The sequence below is a fragment of the Apibacter sp. B3935 genome, assembly GCF_009827705.1.
Classification (GTDB): domain Bacteria; phylum Bacteroidota; class Bacteroidia; order Flavobacteriales; family Weeksellaceae; genus Apibacter.
Map to the genome: position 1 here is coordinate 576429 of NZ_WINL01000002.1, position 14435 is coordinate 590863.

Genomic DNA, 14435 nt, shown 5'->3' on the forward strand with positions numbered 1-14435 from the left:
TTTTTATTTTTTTCGTATTTGAGATAAAAATTAGGGATTACACTCAAATAAACATGATAAACAATCCATAAAATAATCTCATCTAACTAATATCTGTCACATTATGTTAACACAAAATTACGTACCTTGCAAATTATTATAATAATTTAATGATTTCTCTAATCACATCTGCAATTTTACTTGGGCTAATTCTCAGTCTTGTTTTAATAGGTCCCGTATTTTTTCTTCTGATTGAAACCAGTCTTACTAAAGGTATAAAACCTTCCATAGCTCTCGAAGCGGGTGTAATTTCTGCAGATATACTTTGTATTTATGTTTCGCATACAGGTAGTAAAGGTTTACTAAAGTTTATAGACACACATCCGTCGGTATACATGATTGCCGGTTTTGTAATTTTTATTTACGGATTATACAATATTCTTTCAAAAGGTAATTTGCATATTAAAACAGATGCTAATATTGCGACTACCAATTATTTTAAAACCTATATGAATGGTTTTTTACTTAATTTGGTGAATATTGGTGTTATCGTATTTTGGCTGACAACAGTTGTATTAATATCCGCACAATATTCAAAACCTTCCGATTTTTATTTATACATAACCATTTTATTAATTACTATGGTGTCTGTTGATATGTTAAAAATATTTTTAGCTTCTAAGTTTAAGCATCAGCTGACCGATCAACTTGCCTACAAAATAAAAAAAATTGTAGGTATTGCCCTTATCGTATTTGGCATTATTATCTTTGGTAAAAGCTTTATAAAAACTAAAACAGAAAATCCTTTTGAATTAATCGAAAATAATAACTTCCGAAAGAAAAAGTAACACTAAAAAATAACTCTTCTTATTTACTTTACGATGTAACCTTTCAGTTTTAGCTTTGTCTATACTGAAAATAAAATTAATAAATGACTTCAAGTAAATCCATACTATCAACATTTTGTTTAGTACTATATACCTTTATATTTTCACAAAACATTGTTATAACAGGAACCATAATTACAGATAATAACCGTCCCGTACCCTACAGCAGCATTACTTTAACCAATTTAGAAGATACTTCTAAAGTATTTGGAGGATTGGCTGACGAAAAAGGTAAATTTTCTGTTAAAGTAACACCGGGAGAATATGAATTGGTGATAGATCAGGCGGGATTTGATTCATATGTCGATCAAAAATCGCTTCTTCAATCAACTTCCTTAGGAAATATAAAGATTGAACAAACGGCTAAAGAATTGGAGGGAATTGTTGTAGAAGGAAAAAAGCCCTTATATAAAATTGAGTTGGATAAAAAAATATATGACGTATCTCAAGATTTAACTGCCAAGTCAGGAACTCTTTCAGATGTTATGCAAAATGTTCCATCGGTGACTGTAGATGTAGATGGAACGGTTAGTTTACGAGGTAATGACAATGTTAAAATTTTAGTTGACGGTAAGCCTTCTGCTATGTTGGGAATTAATGATACTGCCGAAGCTTTAAAATCCATACCGGCTGATATGGTTGAAAAAATCGAAGTAGTAACCAATGCTTCTGCTCGTTATGAATCTTCAGGAACTGCCGGTATTATAAACATAATTACCAAAAAAAATAGAAAAAAAGGTGTTACCGGAAGTATTCAAATGTCCGGAGGATCTCCACAATCGTACGGTACATCCATTAATTTAGGATATGGCAAAAAAAAATGGAACTGGTTTACTAATATCGGTTTTAGGTATGGTAAAAATAAAGGTAAAGAGAAAAAAAATTACATTGGTTATGATATGAACCACCTTATGGATGAAAATTCCCTACAAGATTCTAAAAGGAATAGAGAAAGAACTTCCCTAAATGCAAGTACGGGATTTAATTTTACTTTTGACGAACAAAACTCATTATCTACATCTATAGGATATAATTATAATACCAGCAATTATTTAAGTACCACCCATTATAATACTACATTATATCCCTCACTTATACAAAGCCTTACAGAAAGAAAAGAACGAGAAAACAGAAATAATTACGGAATCGACGGAAACCTAAATTTTACGCATAATTTTTTTAAAAAAGGAAATATACTAACCGTTGACGGATACTATTCTTATAATCTAAAAGATTCCGATTCTAAAATTTTTGACCGAATTCCCGGTTTAAATACCAATGATAATACGCAAACCAAAATAATGTTGAAATCTGATTATGTATTGCCTTTTAAAGAAGGTTCTCAATTAGAAGCCGGAATGAGAGCTGATTATTCTAAAATTAAATCAGATTTTTCTTTAAATGAATTTATAAATAATTCGTGGGTAGTGAATCCTGATCAAACAGACAATACGGTTTATCAAGAAAACATTTTATCTTCTTATTTACAATATGGAAATAAATGGGGGGGATTTTCATTTTTAGCAGGATTAAGAGAAGAAACGTCAATTATCAAGGTTGTTTCTCGTCAAGCTAATTCAACCATTACTAAAAATTATACGGACTTATTCCCTACTCTGCACCTAAATTATGATCTAACGGAAAAAAGCCAATTGCAAATCAGTTACAGCCGAAGGATATTTCGTCCGGACAGCAGAATGCTTATCCCCTATAAAAACATTTCTGATGACAGGAATACTCGTCAAGGAAATCCGGACTTAGACCCGTCTTACATCAATTCTTTTGAATTGGGATACAACCTTCAACAAAGTAATTGGGGAATTACTCCTTCTTTATATTATCAAAGAACTCAAGATCCTTTACAATTCATAACTACATCAGACCCTTTAGGAAATTTAAATACCATGCCTACCAATTTAGGACATGAAAATAGATACGGTGGAGAATTGTCTTATTCTGTAAATCCTTATAAATGGTGGAAAATTTTTGGAGATGTAAATTTATTTCAATACGAAAGCTATGGGAATTATTCGTATGAAAAAATTAATACTATAACCGGAAGTACCACCTTAGTTACCGAGAATTTAGATAAAAAAGGGTTTACATGGAGAACTCGTATGAGTATGACAGTAAAACTCCCGGAAAATTTTAATTTTCAATTACAAGGAAATTATATGGCACCTTTTAAAAATGGACAAAATAAAAGTAAAGAAATGTACGGAATGGATTTAGGAATCAGCAAAGATATATTAAAAGGTCAAGGGACATTCCTTTTCAATATTCAGGATGTTTTTGATTCTAAAAAAAGGAAATTTAAAACATACGGAGACGATTTTTACAGATACTCGGAAATGCAATGGCGTCCAAGACAATTTACCCTATCTTTTACTTTTAGATTCAATAATAGTAATGATAAAAGGAGTAATAATAAAAAGAATCGCCAACAAAATAATACTGATACTAATTCCGATTTTGACGATATAAATATGTAATCCTTATTTTTTAAGTATTTACATCACAAAAATCGCATGGGGTGATTTCATAACTTCATAAAAACTATTAGTAGCCCTTTAACTTTTGTAATGCATTATATGCGTTTTCAGTAATGGTTATTTATAAACTAAAAAGTTCTGAACTTTTAATTACTCGAAGGAATCGCCGATATTTATGTAATATAAATCTGTTTCCTACTTATAAATTCATTATAAAAACGATGTAAAGGTGCAATATCACTTAAACAGTATATTCTAATATCAAATCTGTACAATGGAATGATTGATATTCGAAAGTTACTTAATAAACTCCTTTTGCTCTAAATTTACTTATTACTTAGGTATATTTACATAAAAATACAACATATGTTTTTAAAGGATTTAATTTGTGCTAAATTAGAATTAGCAACTCAATATTATACCAGATTATCGGAATTGCTGGAAGTAAAAACATTGTTTAAAAAAGATTTTCTAATAGAAGAAGGAGAAATTTGTTCTTTTATTGGTTTTGTGAAAACCGGAGTTCTAAGATCTTATTTAGATAAAGATGGAAAAGAATTTAATATTGACTTCTATTTCCCAGAATCAATAGTAACTTCATACAGAAGTTTCTTAACAAGACAACCAAGCATTGGCAGTATACAAGCATTGGAAAATTCAACTATTTTATGTCTTTCTCAAACTAATTATGATTTGCTTCTCAATGAATCAAAAGCATGGTTTAAAGTTGCAAAATACATATCAGATATTTTATTCGTTAAAAAATGCCAAAAAGATATTTCTCTTTTAATGAATACTGCTTATGAAAGATATAAATTATTGCTACAAACATATCCAAATGTGGAACAATTGGTACCACAATATCATATTGCTTCTTATATAGGAATTGAACCCGAATCATTAAGCCGTTTAAAATCTCTTAACATAAGTCAATGAAAAAATAATTATATACAACTACCTTTGGATCAAATTAATTTAATAAGCACATAATTACTTAGTGCTTTTTATTTAAATATATAATCATGTTAAAAAGTAATGTTACAAGAAAAGATCTAAAGACTGTTGTATTAAAGAACCAAACCGTTTCAAGAATTGAAATGAAGGAAGTCATCATCCCTCCAAAAGGAAAAGCAGATTATCACCTTCATCCCTGTCCGGTTATCGGACATGTATTATCCGGAACCTTGTTATTCCAAATTGAAGGACATGAACCGGAAATCATTAAATCCGGAAATGTGTTTTACGAACCTAAAAATCAACCTATTAAACATTTTGACAATGCTTCTGATTCAGAAAATCTTATTTTTTTAGCATATTATTTACTGGAAGATAATGAAGATCTAATAACTATATTATAAAAATAGTAGACAATGTTTAATAAACATGTATAAATTATCATAAATACAAGAAAAAAAACACATAAAAATCACTTCTTTCCTATCATGATAATTATTAAGTTTTAAAATTCAACATTTGGAAAAATTATTATTCTCTAATTAGTTGCATTAAAACAATACTTTATATTTTCCTCAAATTATATGATTTGGGGATTTTTAAATATTTATACTATATCTTGTTATTTTATCGTTACTAGTAACATTCCTTTTAAGGATATAATTTTCTTACTATAAAACATTTCATTAACTTAAATATACGCACAAATGATAGGATATTCCTGCAAAAGTTAAAAAATTATTGAAATGTAATTTATTGCTTATTTAATAAAATTAATCTTTAACTTGCGTTAAATCAATTTTAATGAAAAAAATATTTTTTATTTGTTTCCTAACCTTAGGATTACTATCTAATTCACAAATAAATAAATACTATCAACAACAGGCAGATTATAAAATGAATATTGATGTTGATGTTAAAAATTACCAATATAAGGGTCATCAACAAATTACTTATACAAACAATTCCCAAGACACACTTTCTGTTTTCTATTTCCACTTATATTGGAATGCATTTCAACCAAATTCAATGATGGATCAGAAATTACAGGAACTAAATAAGACTGCTGACAAACGAATGATTACCGGTGAAGGGAAATCACGAATCTCATCGTTGAAATCTAATGAAATAGGGTATCAAAAAATTAAATCCTTAAAACAAGAAGGTATACCGGTTACGTTTACTGTTGAAGAAACTATTTTAAAAGTTCAATTGGCAAAACCTATATTACCCCATACCACCACTCATTTTGAAATGGAATGGACCTCACAGACTCCTCCGGTTATTCGAAGAGCCGGAAGAAATAATTCCGAAGGCATTGATTTAACCATGACCCAATGGTACCCGAAAGTAGTAGAATACGATTATGAAGGATGGCATACCTTTGATTATATCGCAAGAGAATTTCAAGGAGTTTTTGGAAATTATGATGTAACGATAGCAATTGATAAAAATTATATTATTGGAGCCGGTGGAGTTCTCCAAAACCCCAAAGACGTTAAAGGATATCTTGCAGATGCTCAACCGGTTGTTAAAAAAAATAAAACATTCTGGCATTTTAAAGCAGAAAATATTCATGATTTTGCCTGGGCTGCCGATCCTGATTATACAGTTGATTCAATCTCCATAAAAAACGGACCTTTGGTTTATTTGATTTATCAGAAGTCTGAGCAAACCAATTATTGGGAAGAATCTAAACCTTATATCAAGAAATACTTTTCTCTTATGAAAGAAAACTTTGGAGCCTATCCCTATCCAACCTATTCTTTTATTCAAGGAGGAGACGGTGGCATGGAATATGGGATGTGTACTATGATCATGGGAAATGCAAAATCTTTGGAAGGACTTGCCGATTTGATGTTTCATGAAGCCTCTCATTCTTGGTTTCAGCATATACTTGCTTCCAATGAAAGTATGAGAGCTTGGATGGATGAAGGATTTACTTCGTATGCAGAACATTTAATGATGGCTAAAATATTTCCTGACTATGTAAAAAATTATCCAACCCCTCATTATAACAGTGTTGAATTTTACACAGAATTTATAAAAACTAGACAGGAAGAAGTAATGGGTATTTTTTCTGATCATTTTTTAACTAATAATGGCTATAGTGTTGCTGCCTATATTAAAGGCGAGTTGTTTTTAGTGCAATTAGAATATATTGTTGGTAGACAAACTTTTTTCAAAATAATGAAAAATTACTTTGAAACATGGAAATTTAAACATCCTACCGACAGGGATTTTATACATATTGCTCAAAAAATATCAGGCATGGATTTAAAATGGTATTGGAACTATATGACTTATACCACTCGAACTATTGATTATGCTATTAAAAGCGTAGAAAAAGAAGGAAAAACCACTAAGGTAACACTTGAAAATCTGGGTTATTTTCCGATGCCGATAGATGTTAATGTAACATATTCAGATGGTTCAAAACAAATATATAATATTCCTTTAAATATGATGCATAATTATAAGAAACAAGAATCTGATGTTAATCAGAAAAATCTACCTTATTGGAAATGGACACAAAAGGAATATGAATTTAGTCTGGATGTACCACCTGAAAAAATTAAATCTATTGAAATTGACACGACCAATCGAATGGCAGACATCAATAGAGAAAACAATATTTATCCTAAATAAAATATACATATGCTTTTAGTAGTAAACATTGGAAATAGCAATATACGTTTTGGAATATTTCAAGAAGAAGAGTGTATTAATTCATGGGTAATGAATACTAAACCTTATAAGAGTGAAGATGAGCTATTTTCTCAATTTAAAATGACTTATCAAAACTATGGGATTAATCCCAATGATATTACCGAAATAGCAGTAGGCTCCGTTGTACCCCATTTAACATATCCTGTAAGAAAATCGCTAACCCGTCTTCATAATATAAAAACGGTTCAAGTAACCAGAAATACCCCTACAGAGTTAACGTCTAGCACCCCGCAAATGGGTACCGATCTTTATGCCAATGCATATTATGCATATAAAAAATATAAGGGGACAAAAATTATCGTAGATTTCGGGACTGCATTAACTTTAACTTGTGTCGATAAAACCGGAGATATAAAAGGGGTAATTATTGCTGCCGGTGTCATCACTTCTTTAAATTCTCTAATTGGAGCAACTGCACAACTTTCAGATATTGAAATGCGCACTCCTAAAAGCGTACTTGGTAAAACCACGGAAGAATCTATGCAAAGTGGTATGGTGTTTGGTTTTTTAAGTATGGTTGAAGGTTTAATTGATCGGATTAATAAAGAATTAGGGGAAGACACTTTTGTAATAGCTACCGGAGGACTCGGCCATCTATTTGCTCCCTTAACAACTAAAATTCATATTTATGATCGTTTCCATACCATAAAAGGCTTACGGGAACTATACTTAAAACAAACCTTAGAAAATGAAAATTCTAAATTTTAGTTACCCATTTTGTATGTATAATTATAGATAATAATGCATACCTTTTTCTATTTTAAACTTTGTGATATATCATAAATCTAAAAATACACACAATACATAAAATAGTTGTAGTATCATTTTATAAAAATATTTACATAAATAAAATTAGAAGTTATCCCCTTTTTTACAGTTACTATTATTATTAATTAATTCTTAAAATATCAATAATTTTAACTCCAAGATTATTTGGTAATATAGGTAAAGCTGTATCGGCTCGAAACATAATCTTATATCCTTGACTAATTGAATTTGAATCGGAAAGTGTAGGAAAAGCTATTTGAAATTTTACACTGCTGCCGACATTAGTTCCTGCGGGAACAATAATTGCATCTGAATAAACCGTTTCTCCGGTAGCATTGGATACAATTGAGACATAAAATATACCATTAGTAATCGGTTGTCTGTTTAAAATTTGATATTCAAAATTAATACGGAAAAAATTGGCTTGATCAGCCAGTTTGTTTTCAAAAAGTAGTGTTCCTGAATCACCATTTTTAGGACTGAGAATATCTATCGGCGAACTTGATGGTGAGGGCCAAGTACCATTTACAAATTGAGGATTTACTGCGACTGAATTATTTTGAAGTAATAATCCGTACGATTGAGTACCTGAAAGTGGAACATACCCCGATTGATTAATGCTTATTTTTACACCTACTAAATTTTTACCATCTGAAGGCGAAATACTATTGTTGTTATTACTGGAATAAAGGCGTTGCCATTCATGTCCATTAAACATATAAACTCCGGCTTCTCTAGTATAAACTTGATTATTAATTGTTTCTGTAAATCCATCCGGATCATAAATAATTAAACCGTTTGCAGGTTTTTTAATTGTAACGGTATCTTTTATAGAAGTAATATTTACTCGAGGAGGTAAAAAACCTTTATTAGAAGATTTTATGTCTAAAATGGAAGAGCTGTCCGGAGTTTCTGTACCTATACCTACTTGTCCAAAAAGAATAATTGCATGCACAACGAAAGCGAAAATTGATAAAATTTTCTTCATAAAATTAAATTTAAAAAATGTTATTTTGGGTAAAAATTGAGAACTTTAAATCTACTCAGACAGATAATTTAGATGTAGAGGCATTTAAATAATTTACAAATATCATGCCCATATAATGCTATGTATGAATTATTTACAATTTACCAACTATACAATTTGAAGTAAAAAAACGTTTCGTTGTAGGATAGATGCAATCCCGCTGATCTTTATTCGATGATGGTATATTTTTTCTAAAAGATATAACTATGAAGTTATGTAAAAACTAATTATTATTTAAGTAATATACAGATTTCAACGATTTATTGCTATTCTTTAAATTCCACAATAGCCTTAATAAAAGCCTCAGCATTTTCTAAAGGGACATTTGGTAAAATTCCATGACCTAAATTGGCTATATATCGTTGAACACCAAAATCACGGATCATTTGTTGTGCTTCAGAATATATTTTTTCAGGAGAAGACAGCAATTTAGCCGGATCAAAATTTCCTTGTAATGTAATTACGCCGCCCGTAAATTCTCTGGCTTTTTGAGGCGTAATAGTCCAATCTACTCCTAAAGCAGAAGCCTTAGATCGGGACATGGTTTGTAATGCATACCAACAGCCTTTTCCAAATACTATAACCGGAACTTTGGGCGCTAAAGATTCAATAATCTGATTTATATAGTACCATGAAAATTCATCATAATCTTTAGGAGATAGCAAGCCTCCCCAACTATCAAAAATTTGTACGGCATCTACACCATATTCAACTTTTTTTAATAAATACCGGATGGTATAATCTGTAATTTTTTGCAATAATACATGAGCCCGTTTTGGATTTTTAAAGCAAAACGATTTAGCTTTATCAAATGTTTTAGAACCTTTTCCTTCGACTGCATAGCATAAAATCGTCCATGGGCTTCCTGAAAAACCGATTAAGGGAATTTGATTATCTAGAAGTTTTTTAGTAAGGGTTATAGCTTCCAATACATATCCTAAACTTTCTTCAATCGGAGGATTTTGCAATCTATCAATATCAGATTCAGAAGTGATAGGATTTTCCAAATAGGGGCCTACGGATTCCTTCATTTCAAAATTCAATCCCATGGCTTGAGGAACTACTAAAATGTCTGAAAATAAAATAGCCGCATCTATAGGAAACCTTTTTACAGGCATTAGAGTTATTTCTGCTGCCAATTCAGGAGTTTGACAACGGGTAAAAAAATCATACTTATCTCGTAAAGCTCTAAATTCAGGTAAAAATCTACCAGCTTGACGCATCATCCACACCGGCGGACGTTCGACATGTTTACCTTTTAAAGCATCCAGAAATAAAGTATTTTTAATCATTTATTTTCTTTTTTATTAGTTCAAGTAAGGATTCCTTTGTTGTATCTTCCGGATAATATATTTTGTATTCTCCCAGTGTACTAACCGTTTCAGCGGTGGTTTTACCGCTTGTAAATATAATAGTTTCCTGCGGAATCTCATTCATGGAACTAAAGGATCTTACTGCAGAAGGACTTGTAAAAACAATAGCATCATATTGCTTATCTATTTTATGAGGAGTTAAAAGGGTTTTATAACATTCTATTCCAACAACTTCCACTCCATTTTTACGTAAAGCGTCCGGTAATATGGTGAGCGACAAATTTCCTTTAAAAAAAACATATTTTTTTATATCTGTTTCCAGCATTCTTTCCAACAAATCTTCAGCATAATTGGTTATAAATGCAATATCTCTGTTCTGTCCGTATAATTCTTTTGCGGTACTTTTTCCTACTACAAAAAATTTACCTTCCAGTTCTATATCCTTGATCGCTTTTGCAGAATTTTTACTGGTTACAATAAACGAATCAACATCTAAAGGAATTTGCTTAATAAATTCATAATAAGGATAGATTTCTACATATATAAAAGGAATATAATCAATTTCATATTCCTGCTCATAATCATCCGGAATTGAGAAAGAAGAAGTAAATAATATTCTTTTCATATTAAATTGATTTATACAAATATACTGTTATTAAATGCACTTAAAAAATCAACAACTAAAAATATCATCGTTTTGTAACAAAATTCATACATTTTATTATTTTTTTATCCTTATTACTGAGTTTTTAAAACAATATTGCTTTTAGAATCATTATTTTTAAAGTATAATTAATAGGAAATTCAACCTACTATACTAAGTGGCTAAGCAATAACGATTATTTGGTAAATCTATAATGAGATTTTTAACTATTAGTTAATTAAATTTATTATCCAATAATTTCTGATATTCATAAAATTGTAAAAAACACCCTTTGCCAATCGGTAATGATTCATCACTAATAAACCAAAATCTTTTAAATTTTGAAATACTTTCCACGAGATAATGACTACCCATAAAATAGCTTCTTATTACTTTTACAGGAATACCCGATTGAGAAATTATAAATTGATGTGGATAAATTAGAATTTCATCTTCTACTAAATCTTCAAACAGGTTCGGAAAATCTGATCTTTTTAAAATGGTATTTTCACCAAATAAATTGGCAACATAGGTATTTTCGGGATTTCGATATATATCATGAGGATTGCCTTGTCGTATAATTTTACCTTCTTTAACAATCATCATTTCATCTGCATATGCCAAAGCGTCTTCTATTTCATGGGTGGCTAAAATAATGGAAATATTATTTTCTTTAGCAAAATCAAAAACAGCTCTTTTTAGTATATTTTTCTTAAAAGTATCGACTTGAGAAAATGGTTCGTCTAATAACAATACTGAAGGAGTTTGAGCTAAGGCTTTCGCCAATGCTACTCTTTGTTTCTGTCCTCCGCTTAGTGAGATAGGTTTTTCATCTACATAATCCGCCATGCCCACTAAATCGAGCAAAAACATAATCCTGTTTTGCTTTTCTTTCAAATCTATATTAGAAAGGAATTTACCCACATTTTCTCCAACGGTTGCATAGGGCATAAGCCCGAAATCTTGTTCCAAATATTTAAATTCAGGTTCTCCGGGAACTAAATTTCCTTTAAATCCTGCTAATTTTTTTCCTCTATAAATAACTTCTCCACTCTCCCATTCCAACAAACCATAAACTAACTTTAAAATGGTACTTTTACCGCTTCCACTTTCTCCTACAAGTGCCAGCATATTTCCTTGCTTTAAAGAGAAAGAAAGAGACTCAATTATTTTTTTATCTTTAGTGTATGAAAAACATAGATTCTTAACTTCTAACATATAGACTTATTTGTAAAATTCTCTGATTATGATTCAATGCTACAAATGATACTGGATTAAGCATAATTTCACAAATTTAAACTATTAATGCTAAAAACATCTTTTAAACTTTTATTTATTTTACTATAAATTTAATGCGATTTCAACTGTTCTTTGGAAAAAATTTTGAATATAATTTTTATAATTAATATCAAATATTGTTTTCAAATCATAAATTATTCAAATGCTAATCCGACCTTTTTTAAAAGATCAATTACTTAGTATACTTAAAAAATTGCAATTTTGCAGGAAAAATCCTTCCATCAGTAATGATTGTATGTATAGCTGAAAAACCAAGCGTCGCTAAAGATATTGCTCAAATTGTAGGGGCAAAAGAGAGAAAAGACGGATTTTACCAGGGAAACGGTTATCAAGTTACCTGGACTTTTGGTCATTTGTGTACATTAAAAGAGCCTCATGATTATAACCCGAACTGGAAGTATTGGTATTTGGAAGACCTTCCTATCATTCCGTCTAATTTTGGGATTAAGCTTATTTCCAACAAAGGGGTGGAAAAACAATTCAAAGTAATAGAAAGCCTGGTTGCTGAATGTGAAGAGGTAATCAATTGCGGGGATGCCGGACAGGAAGGTGAATTGATCCAACGGTGGGTATTGCTTAAAGCAAAATGTAAAGTTCCCATAAAACGATTATGGATATCATCTCTGACAGAACAGTCTATAAAAGAGGGATTTGAAAACCTTAAGGATTCTTCCCAATATGAAAATTTATATGCTGCCGGAAGTGCCCGCGCAATCGGTGATTGGCTTTTGGGAATAAATGCTACCCGACTTTTTACTAAAAAATTTGCCATAAACAAAACTTTGTTATCAATCGGTAGAGTTCAAACGCCAACGTTGGCAATGATAGTACAACGGCAAAAAGAAATTGATTCTTTTGTTATTGAGGAATACTGGGAATTAAAAACCATGTATAAGAATGTGGAATTCATTGCTGATATCGACCGATTGAAAAGCGAAGACCGAGCTAAAAAAGGATTAGAATATTTACAGAAATATCCTTTTGAAATAGTTTCTTTCGAGAAAAAAGAGGGAAAAGAAAAGAATCCTCGTTTATTTGATTTGACTTCTCTACAAGTAGAGGCAAATAAAAAGTACGGTTATTCTGCTGATAATACTTTAAAATACATTCAAAGCCTCTATGAAAAGAAATTCGTTACCTATCCTCGGGTTGATACCACTTATCTTTCGGAAGACTTATATCCTAAGATTTACGGAATTCTTTCCGGCATGAAATATTATGAAAATCTTATTGCTCCTCTTTTAGAAAATCCGATACCAAAATCAAAAGCTGTTTTCGATGACACTAAAGTTACGGATCATCATGCTATTATACCTACCGATATTTTACCCGAAGGTATCTCGACTGATGAAAAAAAGATTTATGATCTTGTTGCCCGAAGATTTATTGCTGTATTTTATCCTGAATGTAAAATTTCCAATACTTTGGTAACTTCAAAAGTTGGTGAAGTACCCTTTAAAGCAAGCGGTAAACAAATTTTGGAACCGGGATGGAGAATCATCTATGAAAAAGATAAAAAAAATGAAAAAGAGGAAAATTTAATTCCGGTTTTTGAAGTTGGAGAAAGCGGTCCTCACGATCCATTCATTCATCAAGGAAAAACTACACCTCCTAAGTATTTTACCGAGGCTACTTTATTAAGAAGCATGGAAACCGCGGGTAAACAAGTAGATGATGAGGAGATGAGGGAAGTAATGAAAGATAATGGTATTGGACGCCCTTCTACTCGAGCAAATATTATTGAAACTTTACTACACAGAAAGTATATCGAGAAAAAAAGAAAAAATATTTATGCCACCTCAACGGGAATGGATCTGATCGACACGATACAAAGCGAAATTTTAAAAAGCGTGGAGCTTACAGGTCTCTGGGAAAAAAAACTCAGACTCATTGAAAAAGGGGAATATTCTTCCGATCTTTTTAAAAAGGAACTTATCGAAATGGTAACCGACCTAACCCAAGAAGTTAAAAGCAGTCAATACAGACGAATATCCATACAAGAGAAAATAAATCCTGAAATAAACGAAAAATCTAAAAAGCAAACCAACCCCCTACGACCTGTAGAAGATTTATTTTGTCCAAAATGTAAAACTCATAAATTGATCAAAGGAAAATCTGCTTACGGCTGTTCCGATTTTAAAAATTGCAGTTTTACTATACCTTTTGAAATATTCGGCAAAAAATTAACTTTAAAACAAATATCCGATCTAATAGGTAAAGGTAAGACAACAAAAATAAAAGGATTTACAGTTCCCGAATCTCAGGAGAAAAGGGACGGTATTTTATTATTTGATGAAAATTTCGGAATAGTATTTGAAACCTAACCAAATCAGCATATATTAT

The 14435-nt window shown here is 30.8% G+C and carries 11 protein-coding genes; 7 read left to right on the forward strand and 4 right to left on the reverse strand.

Features of this window, described 5'->3' with window-relative positions:
• The first annotated feature begins 149 nt into the window (after positions 1 to 149).
• From GFV00_RS05460 to GFV00_RS05485, 6 genes are all read left to right on the forward strand, one after another.
• The gene (locus GFV00_RS05460) at positions 150 to 827 is read left to right on the forward strand and encodes a LysE family translocator (protein WP_105296795.1); all 678 of its coding nucleotides are present in this window, start codon (positions 150 to 152) and stop codon (positions 825 to 827) included.
• Between the two features lie 83 nt (positions 828 to 910).
• A complete protein-coding gene (locus tag GFV00_RS05465) occupies positions 911 to 3358 on the forward strand; it encodes a TonB-dependent receptor domain-containing protein (protein ID WP_160556921.1) in 2448 nt (815 codons plus the stop codon).
• A 366-nt stretch (positions 3359 to 3724) separates the two neighbouring features.
• Positions 3725 to 4294 carry a Crp/Fnr family transcriptional regulator gene (locus tag GFV00_RS05470; RefSeq protein WP_160556920.1) on the forward strand — a complete coding sequence of 190 codons (570 nt, stop codon included), beginning with the start codon at positions 3725 to 3727 and terminating at the stop codon, positions 4292 to 4294.
• A gap of 86 nt (positions 4295 to 4380) precedes the next feature.
• Complete coding sequence (locus GFV00_RS05475) at positions 4381 to 4716, forward strand: cupin domain-containing protein (protein WP_160556919.1); 336 nt, start codon at positions 4381 to 4383, stop codon at positions 4714 to 4716.
• 400 nt (positions 4717 to 5116) lie between these two features.
• On the forward strand, positions 5117 to 6961 hold the full coding sequence (locus GFV00_RS05480; RefSeq protein WP_160556918.1) for a M1 family metallopeptidase: 1845 nt from the start codon (positions 5117 to 5119) through the stop codon (positions 6959 to 6961).
• A 9-nt stretch (positions 6962 to 6970) separates the two neighbouring features.
• Positions 6971 to 7750: a type III pantothenate kinase gene (locus tag GFV00_RS05485; protein WP_105296798.1), complete on the forward strand. Its 780-nt coding sequence runs from the start codon at positions 6971 to 6973 to the stop codon at positions 7748 to 7750.
• A gap of 181 nt (positions 7751 to 7931) precedes the next feature.
• Here GFV00_RS05485 and GFV00_RS05490 read toward each other — a convergent pair whose 3' ends face one another.
• The 4 genes from GFV00_RS05490 to GFV00_RS05505 all read right to left on the reverse strand — a co-directional run bounded on the left by GFV00_RS05490 (position 7932) and on the right by GFV00_RS05505 (position 12011).
• Positions 7932 to 8798 carry a hypothetical protein gene (locus GFV00_RS05490; RefSeq protein WP_160556917.1) on the reverse strand — a complete coding sequence of 289 codons (867 nt, stop codon included), beginning with the start codon at positions 8796 to 8798 and terminating at the stop codon, positions 7932 to 7934.
• Between the two features lie 305 nt (positions 8799 to 9103).
• Positions 9104 to 10129, reverse strand: a complete 1026-nt coding sequence (hemE, locus tag GFV00_RS05495) for a uroporphyrinogen decarboxylase (protein ID WP_160556916.1) — start codon at positions 10127 to 10129, stop codon at positions 9104 to 9106.
• The gene (locus GFV00_RS05500; protein ID WP_160541683.1) at positions 10122 to 10775 is read right to left on the reverse strand and encodes a uroporphyrinogen-III synthase; all 654 of its coding nucleotides are present in this window, start codon (positions 10773 to 10775) and stop codon (positions 10122 to 10124) included. Before GFV00_RS05500 ends, hemE begins: the two co-directional genes overlap by 8 nt.
• 252 nt (positions 10776 to 11027) lie before the next feature.
• Positions 11028 to 12011 carry an ABC transporter ATP-binding protein gene (locus GFV00_RS05505; RefSeq protein WP_160541682.1) on the reverse strand — a complete coding sequence of 328 codons (984 nt, stop codon included), beginning with the start codon at positions 12009 to 12011 and terminating at the stop codon, positions 11028 to 11030.
• Between the two features lie 308 nt (positions 12012 to 12319).
• On the opposite strand from GFV00_RS05505, the gene GFV00_RS05510 reads away from it, so the two are divergent.
• Complete coding sequence (locus GFV00_RS05510) at positions 12320 to 14416, forward strand: type IA DNA topoisomerase (RefSeq protein ID WP_160556915.1); 2097 nt, start codon at positions 12320 to 12322, stop codon at positions 14414 to 14416.
• Positions 14417 to 14435 lie beyond the last annotated feature (19 nt).

Bases quoted from the DNA above. Each gene is read 5' to 3' on its own strand.
- GFV00_RS05460 (WP_105296795.1), top strand. From the start codon at position 150: ATGATTTCTCTAATCACATCTGCAATTTTACTTGGGCTAATTCTCAGT.
- GFV00_RS05465 (WP_160556921.1), top strand. From the start codon at position 911: ATGACTTCAAGTAAATCCATACTATCAACATTTTGTTTAGTACTATAT.
- GFV00_RS05470 (WP_160556920.1), top strand. From the start codon at position 3,725: ATGTTTTTAAAGGATTTAATTTGTGCTAAATTAGAATTAGCAACTCAA.
- GFV00_RS05475 (WP_160556919.1), top strand. From the start codon at position 4,381: ATGTTAAAAAGTAATGTTACAAGAAAAGATCTAAAGACTGTTGTATTA.
- GFV00_RS05480 (WP_160556918.1), top strand. From the start codon at position 5,117: ATGAAAAAAATATTTTTTATTTGTTTCCTAACCTTAGGATTACTATCT.
- GFV00_RS05485 (WP_105296798.1), top strand. From the start codon at position 6,971: ATGCTTTTAGTAGTAAACATTGGAAATAGCAATATACGTTTTGGAATA.
- GFV00_RS05490 (WP_160556917.1), bottom strand. From the start codon at position 8,798: ATGAAGAAAATTTTATCAATTTTCGCTTTCGTTGTGCATGCAATTATT.
- hemE (WP_160556916.1), bottom strand. From the start codon at position 10,129: ATGATTAAAAATACTTTATTTCTGGATGCTTTAAAAGGTAAACATGTC.
- GFV00_RS05500 (WP_160541683.1), bottom strand. From the start codon at position 10,775: ATGAAAAGAATATTATTTACTTCTTCTTTCTCAATTCCGGATGATTAT.
- GFV00_RS05505 (WP_160541682.1), bottom strand. From the start codon at position 12,011: ATGTTAGAAGTTAAGAATCTATGTTTTTCATACACTAAAGATAAAAAA.
- GFV00_RS05510 (WP_160556915.1), top strand. From the start codon at position 12,320: ATGATTGTATGTATAGCTGAAAAACCAAGCGTCGCTAAAGATATTGCT.